Source organism: Aquimarina rhodophyticola, assembly GCF_042434915.1.
In the GTDB taxonomy this organism is placed as follows: Bacteria; Bacteroidota; Bacteroidia; order Flavobacteriales; family Flavobacteriaceae; genus Aquimarina.
This window is the reverse complement of sequence record NZ_CP170198.1, coordinates 705,756-721,744: the sequence shown is the minus strand read 5'-3', so window position 1 is coordinate 721,744 and position 15,989 is coordinate 705,756. Positions and strand designations below refer to the sequence as shown.

The following is a 15,989-nucleotide window of genomic DNA, read 5'->3' as shown; positions in this document are numbered from 1 at the left end:
AAATGTGATGACAGACAAACTTTTGTGACAAAGGGCAAGGTGTTTATTAAGAATTCATCTTTTTATTAAATTTTGAAATCATATTTCTTGAAACAGGAATGGTGTTAGAGCAGTTTCTAAGCTGTAGTTTATACCCTTGAGCATTACCAGTAACGGAATCGATTTGGTTAATATTAACAATGTAAGAACGATGTGTTTTTATAAAGTTAGAATATGAGTCTAAAATGTTTTCCAATCTTTTCATCGTTAACCTTTTTAATGTACTACTTCCATCGTTTAAAAATAACTCTATATAATTACCTTCTGCTTTTGCATATAAAATATTTTGAGAATCAACATCTAATTCATTTATGTATGATGGAGTTTTATTAGAAATAATAGAAATTGTTTTTGAGGTATTAAATGCATTTGCATTTCTGCTATTTTTAATAGTTAACCTATGATAATTTATTGGCACTAAAATAAATGCAAATAAAACTCCAACTAGAAAGGTGTTTCTTATCTCTTCATAGAAATATCGTAAAGACCAATTATTGGGGTTGTCATAAATAATATCTCTAATAAGAAACTGTGCAATACCTACAAAAAGTAAAAATAAAGCTATTAAAAGTATTTCCTTTTTTATGGTCCAATTCTCTTTTCTACTTGGGAATATTTTTAAAGACAAAAATAGAAAAACCATAAAAACAGGAGTACATGAATGTATTAAAGTAATCCAAAAATATTCCATTTTGTGCTCAGGAATATAAACTTCGAAAGGTTCAAACAAATAGCCAAATAAGAGAGTCATAACGAATAATAAGCACGTTACAATCCATAATTCTTTTCCGTGATAATAAAATGGATATGCTTGAGATAAAAAGTTTGAAATGTTTTTTTTCAATTTAAAGTAAGATGTTTTTGGGCATTAAAGACTACAATGTTACAAAATCACCTATAGTAACTATATTTTTCTTTTACAAACACTACCCTAAAGACTTTAAGTGGGGTTGGTAATGGTTTTTATAATTACTAAACCACCTATTTTTTGAGTCTATAGTAGTACAACTTTTAAGGGAAATCAGACTGTAGGATCAACATTCCCTAACAATTGTATCCATATTTTAAAGCTTGTACAATGGTTACCGTGGTTGCAACTATTTATTTTTATTTATATACAGTTTAATTGCTTTTAAAAATTTCTTTCCTCCATACTCTGTTTGTACATTGATAAAATGACCAAGATTGAGTTCTGGATAATTTTTGGTAGTCCAGTTTATAAGTTCAGTCCTATTCTTTTCCCAAGTTACTTCGTCAAAATTTATATACTCTGTTTCAATTGCAATTATTTTATCCTCTTTAAATTTAAGAATCTCGTTTGTGATAAAAGGCTTTTGCATAAAGAAAAAAATTCTTTCGTCAGATTTTGACACCTTTACTTTGACACTTTCATTTTCTACATTCATTTCGAGCACTTCATAAGTTGGGTCAAAAATTGAATCCCATTTTAGCCATTTCTTCAAGTAGTCACTTTTAGAGTATCTTACTTCATATTCATATTTGGGTACCCTAGTTATCAAACTATCAGCTAATAATTCTTCCATTTTGGTACTATTTGATTCATCTAGCGCCACAAAATATTTTTCAGCAATTTGAAGCTTGTCAAGTGGCTTTTCAGAATTTTTAAAACTTAACAGTCCGATCAAAAATACTACGGTAATTATCAAAATGCGATTCATATTAAATTGATTGATTATACTTTGAGACACAATAAGACATAGTTATTGGTAACTATATCGTGAATTACGATTAACAACTGGGGTGAGAATTAGGTGTTACAAATACTAAACTACAGCTTTTAATCAAAAATTTGGTATACAAGGAACGCATATTTTTTTATGTTGCATAAAGCAACTTACCTACCATTACACCTTATCATCAATAAAAACTTAGCAAAACTATATCAATCCTTGCTGTCAACATATCTCCTACACCACTATTTTATAGCCTATACACGATCAATAGACACCTTTTTTTACTTGAGACCATACCCCCTATCCTATACCCCCTAACCCCCTCGACCAAGTGCTTCGATGCCTGCTTATAATGGGTAGACCCCCTATAACAAGGGGTCATAGGCCATCCTTATAGTGGTGTATGGGGTCAATTAAGGGCCTATAGTCTATTTAACACGCCCTATAGGGGGTCGTTATTGGGGTAATGGGTATGAATACATGGCATCGAACTACTTCGCACAGGGCTCACACCAGTTTTATACGTCTTATAAGCAGTTTTGCGACCGACTATAAGGATCGTTTGCATACCTCAACACCGTATTTTTAAGGTAACACTCTTTACTACATTTGATTAATGACCTAAAATTAATGACTATGTGCCGCATCACCTTTTTTCATTTCGGCCATTAAGTAATAAGCATTATTTTGTACAAAAAGTGTGTTTGCTTCCACCAAATCCAAAAACCGAACGCCCACCCAAGTACCATCACGTACAGCTACAATCACTTCTTTTGGTTTAAAACTCCAATCCTTGCCTTCCCTTTCTGCCGTAAAGGCATAATATCGGTCTCCATCTTTACTAAGCGCACTTTCTGGTAAAGCCAACATTTTTGTTGTACCTACCTCGATACGTCCTTGTATGTACATACCAGGTATTAATTGATCTTCTTTATTTTTGATCTCGGCATGCACATGCACTGCCTTAGGTTTCTCTTCAAACGTTTTACTTATCGAATAAATAGTAGCACTTAGCGATGTACCTGGCAGAGATTGCACCATAAATTGTACTTGTTGACCTTTACGTATTTTATGTAAATCCCGTTCAAAAACCATAAGATCTGCATGCACATGGTGGGTATTTACAATCTCGATTAAATTAGTGTGTGGCTCAACATATTGACCCGTTTTAATATGTACTTTTTCAACAAAACCCTCGATTGGACTGCGTAGCGCTATACGCTGATAGATTGTACCGTTACGTACCCCTGTTGGATTGATATTATACTGCATTAATTGAGCCTCGAGACCCTTTGCCATACCATAGGCAGCATCATATTCGGCCTTCGTATTTTGATAATTCATTCCCGATCCTACTCCAGCCTCATAAAGCTTTTGTTGTCTATTAAACGCTGTTTTTAATACTTCACTCTTGGTGTATGCATTGAGATAGGCTGTTTGTTTTTCTATAAGATTAGGATGTGAGATATATGCCAACACTTGATCTTTTTTGACCTGATCTCCTTCGATAACTGCTATAGCTACAATAGTCGCTCCGATCGTTGCTGTTACATTGGCTTCATTTTGTGGTGGTACCTCTAAGTGTCCATTAGCTGCTACAAAATCTGTAAGATTACGCTTGTGTAGTGTATCTAATTGTAGTTGTAATGCTTCAAACTGTTGTGTGGTGAGCATCGCTTCTTTGACCTCGGTATGTGGTGAACTATGCACCTCATTTTCATTTACCCTCGTTACTGCCTTAGCTGTTTCTTCCTCTTTTGTTTGACCACAAGAGAGTGAGAGCAGTGACAAGGTTACGAGTACTATATAAGCTATAAAATTATTTTTCATCATCGTATTGTTTAAAATAGTGTAATGCAAACCTAGCTTCCAAATACTCTTTAAGTACTTGCAATGCCTGTTCTTCGGTTTGTATTGCTTCTTTAATTAGTAAAGTAAACGCAGTATAATCCAAGGCACCTTCTTTGTAACCTATCAAAGCCCCTTTGCGTTGCGCTTGCGCTAAAGGAACCGCTTTTGTTGAATAAAAAATATGGGTGTTTTGCCACTTTTCAAAATTCTGAAACGCTTGGCGTTTTCGGGATTCAAATTGTTTTTGCGCAAAAGTCGAAGATTCTTGAGCTATAGAAGCATCCAATTTTGAAGTACGCACTTGAGCCCTACTCTTACCATCTAATAGTGGAAGAGAAACGCCCAGTTGATAGCTATAAAAATCTGAAACACCGTTGATCTCTTGGAGCCCCCCTTGTAGGGTAAGTTTGGGTAATCTTTGAGATCGTACTGCTTTATAGGTAGCTTTTGACAGTTCTAATCGTTCGCGCATTATCTTAAGCTCTGGGTGTAACTTAGTCCCTACACTTTCCAGTTGCTCAAACGCAGCAGGAGCAATCGTATCGCTCACGGTATAATAAGTCGTATCCCCTAACCATAAATTAAGTTGCTCTAAAGCAATAGCATAATCTGCTGTTAATTGTGCTACTTTGTTTTGAATCTGGGCTACTTGGTTTTGAGCAGCTTCAAACTCTAATCTAGAGATCATCTCTACCTTATACTGCAATGCAACGGCCTTTGAGAAATTGCTGTATATCGAATCTAATTCTTTATACAATCGATGCGTTTGCTTGTCAAGATAGACCGCAGTCCATAAGGATTTAACCTCCTGGGCTATCTCAAGCTCTGATTGTTCATAAAATGCGTGAGCTAATAGGGATTGTTTTTGTAGCAATCGTTTTTTTGCGCGCATTCCAAAGAGATCAATATTTGATTGTCCTACACCTATCAACGTATATATACCGCGGTCTGCATTAATTTCTTCACCCGCTGTAAAAATTCTAGTAGTTCCAAAATCATAGACAACACCTCGTTGTGCATCTTGTTTGTCCAACTCTAACTGCCTAATTTTAAGCAAGGGATAGTTTTGTTTTGCTAATGCAATCGACGCTTCTAGCGATATCTCGGGATACTGCTTTGGTACTACTTGCGCTTCCGCGGAAGCGGTATAAAAAAACAGTCCACCCAAGAACAAACTCACCACCATTGGTTTAGATAACACACGCCTATCGGCACGCTTTTCGATCCATTGGTAGCAAATTGGAAGCACAAAAAGTGTCAATAAGGTAGAGGTTACTAGACCTCCTATTACAACAGTTGCCAAAGGTCGCTGTACCTCTGCTCCTGCAGATAGTGAAATTGCCATGGGTAAAAATCCCAAAATATCTGTAAGTGCTGTAAGCACAATAGGTCGTATTCTTCGTTTTGTACCTTGTATGATACGATCTTTTATAGTGGTTACACCCTCCTCTTTCAATTCATTAAGACCACTAATCATGACCAATCCATTGAGTACAGCCACGCCAAATAATACGATAAAACCTACTCCTGCCGATATACTAAAAGGCATATCACGCAACCAAAGTGCAAATACTCCCCCAATAGTTGCCATAGGGATAGCTACATAAATCATAAGTGTTTGTGCAAAGGATTTGAGCGCAAAATAAATTAATATAAAGATGAGTAATAATGCAATGGGTACAACTGTTTGCAAACGATTGCTAGCTCTTTCCAAATTTTCGAAAGCACCTCCATAGCGTATAAAATATCCAGCCGGTAATTTAAAGTTTTGATCGAGACGCTGTTTGATATCTTTAACTACAGATTGTACGTCTCGTCCTCTAATATTGATCCCCACGTATGTTCTACGATTGGTGTTGTCTCGACTTATCTGCATAGGACCCGGCTCATATCGAATGCTAGCCAGCTCGCGTAACGGTAGTTGAGAACCATTGGGTAACGTTATAAATAATTTATGAAGATCTTGAATAGTTGCTCGATACGTTTCTTGAAAACGTACAACTAGATCAAAACGTTTTTCTCCTTCAAAAATAACCCCTGCCTTATTTCCTGCAAACGCAGTTTGGATCGTAGTATTAATATTTGTAATTGTAAGGCCGTACTGTGACAATTTATCTCTATCATACCGCACCGTAATTTGAGGAAGACCATCGGTTGCTTCTACTTTAAAATCTGCTACACCAGGAACTTTACTTATAATTTTTCCCATTTCTTGTGCTTTACTCGAGAGTACATCGAGATCTTCACCAAACAACTTAATAGCGACATCTTCTCGCACCCCTGTAAGCAATTCGTTAAAACGCATCTCAATAGGTTGCGTAAATTCAAAATTAACACCAGGAAGAACACTTAGCTCTTCTTTAATTTTATGCACAAGTTCTTCTTTCGTTTTTGCAGATGTCCAAGTAGCTCTTGGAGTGAGTATAGCAAAAACATCGGCAATGTCCATAGGCATAGGATCTGTAGGAACATCGGCAACACCAATACGACTCACTACAGTTTTCACTTCGGGAAATTTGGCTTTGATACGTTGTTCTATCTTAGTGGTCGTGGCTATACTTTCTTGCAAAGAACTGCCTGGTTTTAACATTGCATGAAAAGCGATATCTCCCTCGTCTAGCTCTGGTATAAACTCGCCTCCCATACGACTATACGTAAATAATGCTACCCCTAGTAATAAAATAGCAATGCCTATAATTACTGCGCCTTTTTTAAGCGATTTTACTACTAAATACTCATATTTTAAAGCAATCCAATGTATCAATCTGTCACCATACGATGTTTTTGAAGCTGTTACTTTTGTGATAAGTAACGATGTTACCATGGGTACATAGGTAAGACACAAAAGCATGGCTCCTATCATTGCAAATATAAAAGTAAGCGCCATAGGTCTAAACATTTTACCCTCTACCCCTTCGAGTGCTAAGATGGGCAAGAAGACGATTAGAATTATTAATTGTCCAAAAAATGCCGTATTCATCATCTTTTTGGAGGCTTTTGCTGCAATCGAATTTTTTTCTTTGGAGGTTAGTTTATCCACCTTGTTTTTTACACTGTATTGATAGATCATAAATACTGTACTCTCTACAATAATAACCGCACCATCTACTATAATACCAAAATCTATAGCGCCCAAGCTCATAAGGTTGGCCCATACATCAAATACATTCATTAAAATAAAAGCAAATAATATGGATAACGGAATTGTTGAGGCTACGATTAGACCAGCTCGCCAATTACCTAAAAGTAGAACTAAAACAAAAATTACAATAAGTCCTCCTTCTAATAAATTGCTAAAAACGGTGGTAGTTGTTTTTTCTATAAGCTCACTGCGATCCAAAAAAGGTTCGATGATCACTCCTGTTGGCAACGATTTTTGAATTTGACGCATGCGCGCTTTTACTTCGGTAATAACCGCATCAGAGTTTGCTCCTTTGAGCATCAAAATCATACCTCCTACGGCTTCTCCTTGTCCATCTTTGGTTAACGCACCGTACCTGATTGCACTACCGATAGTCACCTTGCCAACATCTTTGATTCGTATTGGGATAGTATTTACAGTTTTAATAACCATACGCTCTATATCACTGACCGTTCTGGCTAACCCCTCTCCTCTAATAAAATTTGCTTGATGCTTTTTTTCGATATATGCACCTCCTGTATTTTGGTTGTTATTTTTGAGTGCTTTAAATACTTCGGATAGAGTGACTCCTATGGCTTGTAACTCAGCTGGATTGATAGCAACCTCGTATTGCCTTTTGTAACCTCCAAAAGCGTTTACCTCGATAACCCCAGGTACCATGGCCATTTGACGTTTTATTATCCAATCTTGCATGGTTCGCAAGGCTGTAATATCATAATCTTTCTGGTATGCTTGATCAACCGTTAAGGTGTATTGGTAAATTTCGCCTAAGCCCGACGAAATAGGTCCCATGGTAGGCTTACCAAAACCTTCTGGTATCTGTTCTTGTACTTCGGATAGCTTTGCTGCCACCAACTGTCTAGGTAGATATGTACCTACCTTATCATCAAAAACGATAGTAACTACCGATAAACCAAACCGAGAAATAGATCGAATCTCTTTGACATTAGGTACATTGCTCATCGCTACTTCTACGGGATACGTAACAAATTGCTCAATGTCTTCGGTCCCTAGATTAGGAGATTGGGTAATTACTTGTACCTGATTATTTGTTATATCGGGTACCGCATCGATTGGAACTTGCGTGATACTCCATACACCCGCACCAATAAGCATACAGGTGAATACTCCAATAATTAATTTATTTTGGATTGAAAAATCAATGATTCTATTAATCATGAATAAGATTTTAATTCAGTTAAAACAAAAAGTATAGTTCACAATATTATCGCAAACCTATAGGTAAGGACATACGTCTCCTACCAAAAACTGAATTAAACCCTGGGAGGTTGTAAAAGTGTGTGTAATATATCTTTACCAATGCTATCACAATGTAAAAATATATTAGAAGTAATGTCTGAAATTATAGGAGCAAATCCAACGTTATTAAAGGTAATTGTATGTATGTGACAACAGTGGCACTGACAAAAAGGAGAGCACAACTCTGGGGAATCATGTGTGTGATCCCCTGCACATTCGCTGGTGATCTCTACCACTATATCTTCTGTATGCTCATCGGCATCACTACACGTTAGAAAGTTGAGTGATAAAAAGTAAATTGATAATATGAAAGCTACATAATTCACCGCATAAAAATACAAATAAAATAAGGTTTTTGAAGCACAATTTTTTTTTGAATGGATCAGTTCTTTGGCTTCTATTAATTATGACGGTTTCGGTAGCGTATGCTTTATACTATATAGGATAATACTACCATCAAGTAACATTTTTACTACAATACACCTCATAATGATCTAGTCGGGATTGGTTTTATGAAAAAGATCGGCAAGTGTAAGTTCTAAAAATTCTATAATATCCTTTTCGGGCTTCTCATTACGATACATTTCAAAAACTTTAGCTGCATTTTTATATTTCAATTTTTGCATATGACCTGTCGGATTTTCGATATCAGAAACACTCAAATTCCATTTCATTAAATCGTTGAGCAGGCTGGTATGTGCAGTATATTTGCGATCGAGCAATGCCAATCGTTCCAGATCCTCTGGTTTTTTCTCTTCGGCACTATTTATTTTGGCATTGAGTACCATGTATTCGTCTTGTATCTCTTGATCGATTAGTTTGGCTTCTTGAACCAATTTTATATAGGCTTCATATAATTTTTGAGTATAGAATTCTGAAAAATCAAAAAATTGATCCATCGCTTTTAAGTATTCGATCGCGACTTCTTTGTATACTTTCTTTTCTTTGGTTTCTGTCTCAAGCAGTTGCTCTTTCAATTTGAAAATATCATGTTTTTTATCATTAATCAGATGTAAAAAACCTTCTTTTTCTGGGAGTTTAAGTAATTTAGGTGTGAGCTCTGTTGGTAAGCCTACAAAATCATATTTACGATATCTTAAGCGGATCGAATCATTCAATTCTTTTTTGCGCTTTTTGATATTAATTTTGGGTTTCTTTAAGCCAAAAGCATAGGTGTAACCAAATGTCGCTGTAATTTCTGACAACTTATCTGGTGAGCTACTATTCTCTCTAAATACTTGAATGGCCGTAAGGTTAAAATTATGTTTTTCTTTGAGTACATAAGTCACTGCCGCTCTAAAATTAGTAACATCTGTTTTGGATGCTGCACTGTTAGAACTATTATATCCAGCAGAGACACGAGTATTTAATGTCTTTTCAAAAAAACGTTTTCCTATAGTGAAACTTGGCCCCCAAGTAGTAGACTCTTCTCGTCCTATAGTATTATACGTTCCATTGACAGAAGTATTAATAGTAATATTACTTTCTGTGAAATCCATAGTATACCCCAAGTTACCATTATGAAAAGTAGAAGCATCACCAATACGAACAACACCACCTTGCTCATTGGACACGTCATTAAGTGCATAATTAAGGTTAAGTGTTTTGCGTGATGTTTCTTTTTTTGACACCAAAAAGTTAATCATAAACGTAGCACTTTGAGATAGCTGCTTATAATCCAAATTTTCTAATTCTTCATCTAATAAATCTGCATCATTGATCTCGTCAAACTGATTGGGTTTAATATTTGTAAAGGTGGTGAAGTTTGAATAGGATCCTGCCAAATTAAGTCGTTCTGAAATATTGAGTGTAGCATTGACCGACCCTACGGTTCTATTGGTATTATTAGCTTTTAGATTATCCAAATCATCACGTTGATAGCCAATATTAAAGCCTAATGTGAGCTTATCGCTAAAAAAGGAATTTGATGCGTCCAGTGTAATGTTTTCAAAATCATTATTGAAAAAATAGGCTCCTAGCGTTTCGTAGCCTGGATCGATTCTTTCATAACCAATACCAACATTCACTCTGCCAGCAGCGTACCCTACTCGAGTTTTGACCGCATTGTAATAAGCGGTAGATTCTTTAGTGTTAAAAATAGCAGCCAAAGGCGAGAACTCGACGGCTTCTACCGTTTCGGCTCTGGTATCTTTTGTAATTGCTGTACTAGCATATTCTGCTTGTACCGTGAAGCTCTTACCGAGTTTGACTTCTCCCTCGACACTGATAACCAAATTTTCTTGAGGTAATACTTCTTTAGCTTCGGGAACAGAATCTATAGAGGCAAGATTATCCTTCGCGTAAAATCCGATTACCCCAATTTTATAGCGCTCCTTTTTAATCTCTGTTTTAACGCCGTATCCCATTCGTGTAAATGCAGGTATGGTTCTGGGATCGTCATCATCCTCGGTTGCTTTAAGCAATCGGCCGGTCATTGCACTTACTTGCACGCTACCCTTGGGTGTTAAATCTACTCCGCCCCCCGTAAACTGGTGTCCGCTAAGTGTATACGGTGAAAAAGTCATAGACACATCTCCGATGTGTGCAGCGATCCATTTGTATTTAGGATGTAGGCTTAGCCGGTTAAAATCAAAGGGTAATTGATATCCCAAATCCTCTCCTTGATTAGAAAAACTGTATGAAATCGGAATCGAAAAGCTATATACGTTTACGTTGAGAGCGCCTTGCAAAAAATAAGTAAAGGGTGCTCTATTTTCATTTTGGTTAGAGTTGTAATACACAGCATTTGCCGCAACCTGACCGCTTACGGTTATAGGCTTGCTTTTGGTAATTGTTTCATAATCCAAAGATTGCGCTTGGAGAACTACCGGAAGTAAGAGAATATAAAAAAGAGACTTGCTCAAATAGGTCTATTTTGTACGCTAACATTAAACTCTTGGGGTAAAGCTCACAATCTGTATTTACTACAAGTTGCGAATTAACAAAATATTAAGACGCTAACAAAGGAAAAGTATAAAGAATTTAGACACTTATTTTAGAAAAAAATAAATGATTTTATGCTGAATACCCAAGTTCAAGCTATAAGTAAAACATGGGTATTAAAAATGCCGCGGTCAACCTCGAAGTATTTCTGAGTAACTACTCATACTGAATAAATATATACCATTTATAACTAGAATATCACCAGTTATTACTTAGCACTATAGGTATAATTGACAAACTAATATTTTCACAGAAAAATATAATGCTAAGAGTCAATTTCTTTTAAGAAACAAAATTATGCTAGTAACTAAATTGATTAAAACTTAAAACTCATTAAAAATTATGGCAAACGAAACCACTGAAGCACAAACCTCTAAACAACAAGCTCCCACAGGAATATTTGAAGGTATAGTTCGTGAAAACCTGAAGAAAAATATTCCTGGTTTATCGCCCATTTACTCAATGTTTACTGGAGAAAGTCACCATAAAACTAATATCAAGAGAATTTTTGAAAATTTATCAACTCCTTCTTTACCCCAAGAAAATCCCGACAATACAGCTACACAAGCCAAAGATTGGAGAGAAAAACAAATGGAACTTGACATTAAAGCTAGAGAAGGAGCGGGTATAAAAGACTCTGATGAGACTATTTTAGATGCTAAAATAAGGAACGATATATATGTAGCAAATATTATGCAAGATCAAGACATTATGCGTGAAGCAGTAAGCTTCTGCATAGAAATGGTGGAGAAATATACTCAAGAGGGTCCAAGAAAAGAGCAGATCAAAAATAATACATGCGACATGGATCATCTTTGGCCCGACAATAATGACTTAAAAGGATCAAGTAATACAACCTATCGAGGGTATACAAGTGTGGCTTATTCTTTATTTAATCATGCTATGAAATTGCCTGAGAATCATCTTTCTGATGCTTTAAGTAAAAATAAAGAAAACTTAAATATGCTAAGTAAAAAGACCGATAGCTATACCCTTGAAGAATCAATGTATATTCTAAGAGCTATGGGACAACTTAGAGATGTAATGAAAAGTGAGAAAAAAATAGATGGACTTATACCTCCTTTATTCGAAGAAGAAAAACATCAAGACGTAGACAGATTTAATCGTATCAATGTTAAAGGAGACGGATCAGAAAAAAACAGAGATAATCCCAAAGAACATGATCAAAGTAGACGTTACCCTAATAGATATTTTCAACCGCTCGGAACACTAGCGTTAAAGTACGCTATCATTTATAAAGTTGAAAACCCTACTAAAAATGAACCAAAGAGATTTGATTATATACAGGGAACCTCAGGAACTACGATCGACATGATCAATTTTTTTAAGTCTCATGATAAAGATATCGACACAACTGCAAAATTAATGCAGGCTTTTTATGCAAGTTGGCATGCAGTATCTCCAGATGGAAATGCTCATAGTCAATCTGAAAGTATTGGAACAATGTTACAATACTTATATAGAGTTAACTTACATTGCCCTATTATGGCTCCCATAAAATCAAAGCAAGATGTTGATAGTCTTTTAAAAGAACAATCAATGCATACAGAAAAAACTTATGGTAATCGATTAGAAGCAAACTCACCTGGATATTTGCGCTATCAACAAAAGGGGAAAAAGATGAATGAGACTAATAAAAGATCTTCAAAACGGAGACTAAACCTCTAACGGTTTAGATATGGTAGTATCCAAAAAACTGTGTAAACAAAATTAAGCGGGGTTTTAAAACCCCGCTTAATTTTTATCCTAACAGCAACTCGCTATGTTTGATCTTACTATGTAATACTTAGGATCTAGTATCCTACCTTAACAATCGCAACCTTATCTAGAATTTTACCATTAGTCTGACTGGTGTTATAAAATTGATGAAGAATAAATAGCTCTCTATTCTTTTCATTAACCAATGCAAAGTTCTTTAAATAACTTCCAAAGTATAAGGTATTGGAAGCTTTATCACTATACTCTGTATCCAAACCAATAGTTTCGATTGCTTCAGCAGTAATCGTAGTTAGATCATATTTTCCTCCTCGAGTCGATAGTACTATCATTTTATCATCAGTCATTTCGATCACCTGGTGCCTAAAAGAACTCTTTTGATCTTGACCCGAATATACTGAACCAAAACGAACTGGTGTAAAATCTTTATCTAGTACTGTATATTTAAATCCAGTATTGAGAATTGTAGTTTTAGGAATGGAACTATTTGGCACTGCTACTGATTTACTTTCTGTCGTGTTTTTACGAACCACATAGTGATCTCCCATCATGTAAATAGCATCAAAACCTACTAGATATTTATAGTAATTAATGGTACTTTCTCCCTGCATTGTAGAAAAAGGCTCGGTTCTCTCGATAACAGCCTCTCCTGCTTGATTGAGTGTAAAAACTTCAAAATCACTTTTGGCCAAAGATAATTGGTGGTTATTAATGAATCTAAGCACTCCATCACCGTTATCAATTATTATCAATGGCGAAACCACATTTTTATATTTTTTCTCTGTTCCGTGAGAAAATTTGGTTTGAAATTTAATAGTTCCTTCCAGATCTGTGTAAATAGCATCAAAGTCCGTTTTAAGATAGGTCTCGGATTTTTTTCCTTTTCTATGATATCCAAAAATGGTAACAAAACCAACAGGTGTTAACTCTGTATCAAAAACAATCTTGTTAATTACTTTAGGTTTTCTAGGTGTATCAAAAGTAAAAGATTGTATTGTCGTTTTCTGACTCTTTTCATTGTAACAAACCATTTTATAGTCAGTTGCATCCTTTGTTTTGGCAAACCAAACTATATGATTGGATCCGCTAGAATTATCACTTTCCCTTAAAAATTCGTAACCTTCAAGTTCTGGATTTTCTTTTAGATTGATAAGATCTTTTTCTTCGGTATCACTCATATACCCTTTAAACGGAACGTATCTGAAAAATGCTTTTTTGTTAGTAATCCAAGGTTTGATATTCTTCAATCCGAGAAGTCCTTCGCCTTTCACTTTGAGCTCTGTTAAGGACAATAATTCTTTATCTAACAAGGGCGCATATTTGAAGGCTTTATCAAGATCGCTGTAATGATAATCAAGCATAGTTCCAGGTTCGAATCCTGTGATTGTCATAACATTATCCTCGGGTTTAAAGAAAACATTTTTTCCGTTTGGTAACGCTTCTACTTTATGAAATAAAAAGCGCTTCGTATCTAACATTGACATATCATCAGACTGAATCTTACCTTCTAAAACTACTGGTATCGTAGTATCTTGATATGTATTTTCGGTAGCTACATTAGAGATCATCTTGCCAAAAAAGCTTTTATCATCATGTTCTTGCTTGGCTGCTTCGAGCTCTTCTGTGCTACTTACTATCTGGGAGCCTTTTACATGACTATAAGCATAAAAATATATAGAATTGTCATCTGTATCCAATGCCCAGTTTAAGAGATGTGCGCCTCCTAAGGAGCCAATATTGGGAATATCAATCAACACCGAATCTTTAACCCCTTGCTGAGTTTGTGCTGAGAGATTAGTACCGCATACCAGTAGAAGTAAGTATATAAAGCTTTTAAAATAAATATTTTTCATGGAAGATTTTTTTTAATATCACAAAGAACGCATACTCTTGGGAGTTAACAAAATTTTAAGAGAAATTAAAAGTTCGCTTTACGTTTTTTTTAATTCTTTCTAAATAATTCTATTCAAAGGGAGTTCATATTTCATCTATATCGTTCTTTCTACACGCTTCTTGCAAGCGAGTTCCTGTTTCTACTTGTTTGATCGCAAATACAATTTGTGATTCTGAATATTTTGAACGTCTCATAAGCAAATAATCTGTTTTAAAGTTAAACATTTTTTTGCCCTTAAAACTCTAATTTTGAAGTGTCCAGTTTATTGGGAGGAGGTCATCCCGTTTATCGGGAGGAGGCCAGGTCTATTATCAAAGTAAATTAGGTCTTTTGAAATTTGATGACCTTCATCATCTTCCTTGAAATAAACCAAATCAAATTCACCTTTTAATTCTATTAATTTCTGTTTTAAAGAACTTAATATCAACAATAAATGTTCTTCTTTTTTAGTACTAATGTCTATTTTATATTCTTTTTCATCATAGCTATTAATATAAAACTCTAAATCTTCACTTTCTAATTCAATGTCATATCCAAATAATCTAGAGCGACCTTTAATATTTGGAAACAAAACCTCTATCTTTTTATGTAATTCACTACTGGTTACATTTTCAAGACCTCCTAAACATCTATAATAGATCATTTTATAATTTTAAAAATGGTTTTAAATCAAAGCCACTACCAAACGGTTGTATTGCAATATTTTCAATATTTAAGTTTGAAAACTCCTTAGCTAAATCATTTTTTTGCGCTTTAAAATTAGGTATAATATTCTTTTTCCCCCCGCTAGCGCGAGCGTCTCGATCGTGCCGATATTAATATGGTTACGCCAATCCAAGTAAAAATCCATCGCTGTCAATTTTTAAAATTGTATGATCATCTTGATAATTTCTTGCACTGTTATATTTCCAATCTACAGCATCAGTTACAAAACCTGATTCTACAGGATTCTTATGAATATAATCGATCTTTTGCTGTATGATTTTATCTGTCTATAATTCAATCGGTTTGTTATGTTGTTGCCATAATTGATATTTTGTTACATTACTATTCTTTTTTCCAGCTTTTTCCATCATCCATAGTAACCATTCTTTTTAGCTCTCTTGTTGATTTTCTTGTATATTTTTGATTAATTTTTTAGCAATAAATCCTTTAGAATCTCTAATCAGGTCAGAAGGGTTTTCATTTGCTGCTCTAAAAAGTAAATGTGCGTGGCTAGGCATAAAACAATACGCATAAATTTCCATTCCTTTTTCTTTTCTACAATATTCTAAACTATCGACAAGTACAGAAAAGTATTCCTGATGCGTAAACACGTCCATCCATTACACAGTAGCGAAGCTTATGAAATAAGCTGCTGATGGATTATGGAATTTATATTTTCTGCTCATTGTTTTATTATTCTTTTTTATCTCAATCTTCTTACTCT

The 15,989-nt window shown here is 35.0% G+C and carries 10 protein-coding genes and 1 pseudogene; 1 reads left to right on the top strand and 10 read right to left on the bottom strand.

Annotation, left to right across the window (positions count from 1 at the left end):
- Positions 1-46: 46 nt before the first annotated feature.
- The 6 genes from ACE939_RS03120 to ACE939_RS03095 form a co-directional block, all read right to left on the bottom strand.
- Positions 47-883 (bottom strand): LytR/AlgR family response regulator transcription factor, encoded by an 837-nt coding sequence (locus ACE939_RS03120; protein WP_378187323.1) that lies wholly within the window; start codon positions 881-883, stop codon positions 47-49.
- Between the two features lie 253 nt (positions 884-1,136).
- Positions 1,137-1,718: a hypothetical protein gene (locus ACE939_RS03115; protein WP_378187322.1), complete on the bottom strand. Its 582-nt coding sequence runs from the start codon at positions 1,716-1,718 to the stop codon at positions 1,137-1,139.
- Between the two features lie 642 nt (positions 1,719-2,360).
- Complete coding sequence (locus tag ACE939_RS03110) at positions 2,361-3,563, bottom strand: efflux RND transporter periplasmic adaptor subunit (RefSeq protein WP_378187321.1); 1,203 nt, start codon at positions 3,561-3,563, stop codon at positions 2,361-2,363.
- Positions 3,553-7,905 (bottom strand): CusA/CzcA family heavy metal efflux RND transporter, encoded by a 4,353-nt coding sequence (locus ACE939_RS03105; protein ID WP_378187320.1) that lies wholly within the window; start codon positions 7,903-7,905, stop codon positions 3,553-3,555. The genes ACE939_RS03110 and ACE939_RS03105 overlap by 11 nt, the downstream gene beginning before the upstream one ends.
- 95 nt (positions 7,906-8,000) lie before the next feature.
- Positions 8,001-8,312, bottom strand: a complete 312-nt coding sequence (locus ACE939_RS03100; protein ID WP_378188412.1) for a DUF6660 family protein — start codon at positions 8,310-8,312, stop codon at positions 8,001-8,003.
- A 168-nt stretch (positions 8,313-8,480) separates the two neighbouring features.
- Positions 8,481-10,850: a hypothetical protein gene (locus ACE939_RS03095; protein WP_378187319.1), complete on the bottom strand. Its 2,370-nt coding sequence runs from the start codon at positions 10,848-10,850 to the stop codon at positions 8,481-8,483.
- A 421-nt stretch (positions 10,851-11,271) separates the two neighbouring features.
- Here ACE939_RS03095 and ACE939_RS03090 point away from each other — a divergent pair, with 421 nt between their 5' ends.
- The gene (locus ACE939_RS03090; protein WP_378187318.1) at positions 11,272-12,618 is read left to right on the top strand and encodes a hypothetical protein; all 1,347 of its coding nucleotides are present in this window, start codon (positions 11,272-11,274) and stop codon (positions 12,616-12,618) included.
- Positions 12,619-12,743: 125 nt separating this feature from the next.
- On the opposite strand, the gene ACE939_RS03085 is transcribed toward ACE939_RS03090, so the two are convergent.
- From ACE939_RS03085 to ACE939_RS03070, 4 genes and pseudogenes are all read right to left on the bottom strand, one after another.
- Positions 12,744-14,519 carry a hypothetical protein gene (locus ACE939_RS03085; protein ID WP_378187317.1) on the bottom strand — a complete coding sequence of 592 codons (1,776 nt, stop codon included), beginning with the start codon at positions 14,517-14,519 and terminating at the stop codon, positions 12,744-12,746.
- Between the two features lie 124 nt (positions 14,520-14,643).
- Positions 14,644-14,754: a transposase gene (locus ACE939_RS03080; protein WP_378187316.1), complete on the bottom strand. Its 111-nt coding sequence runs from the start codon at positions 14,752-14,754 to the stop codon at positions 14,644-14,646.
- 68 nt (positions 14,755-14,822) lie between these two features.
- Positions 14,823-15,203, bottom strand: coding sequence for a hypothetical protein (locus ACE939_RS03075; RefSeq protein ID WP_378187315.1), 381 nt, complete (start codon positions 15,201-15,203; stop codon positions 14,823-14,825).
- 181 nt (positions 15,204-15,384) lie between these two features.
- Positions 15,385-15,951, bottom strand: a pseudogene (locus ACE939_RS03070) (transposase).
- Positions 15,952-15,989: the final 38 nt, after the last annotated feature.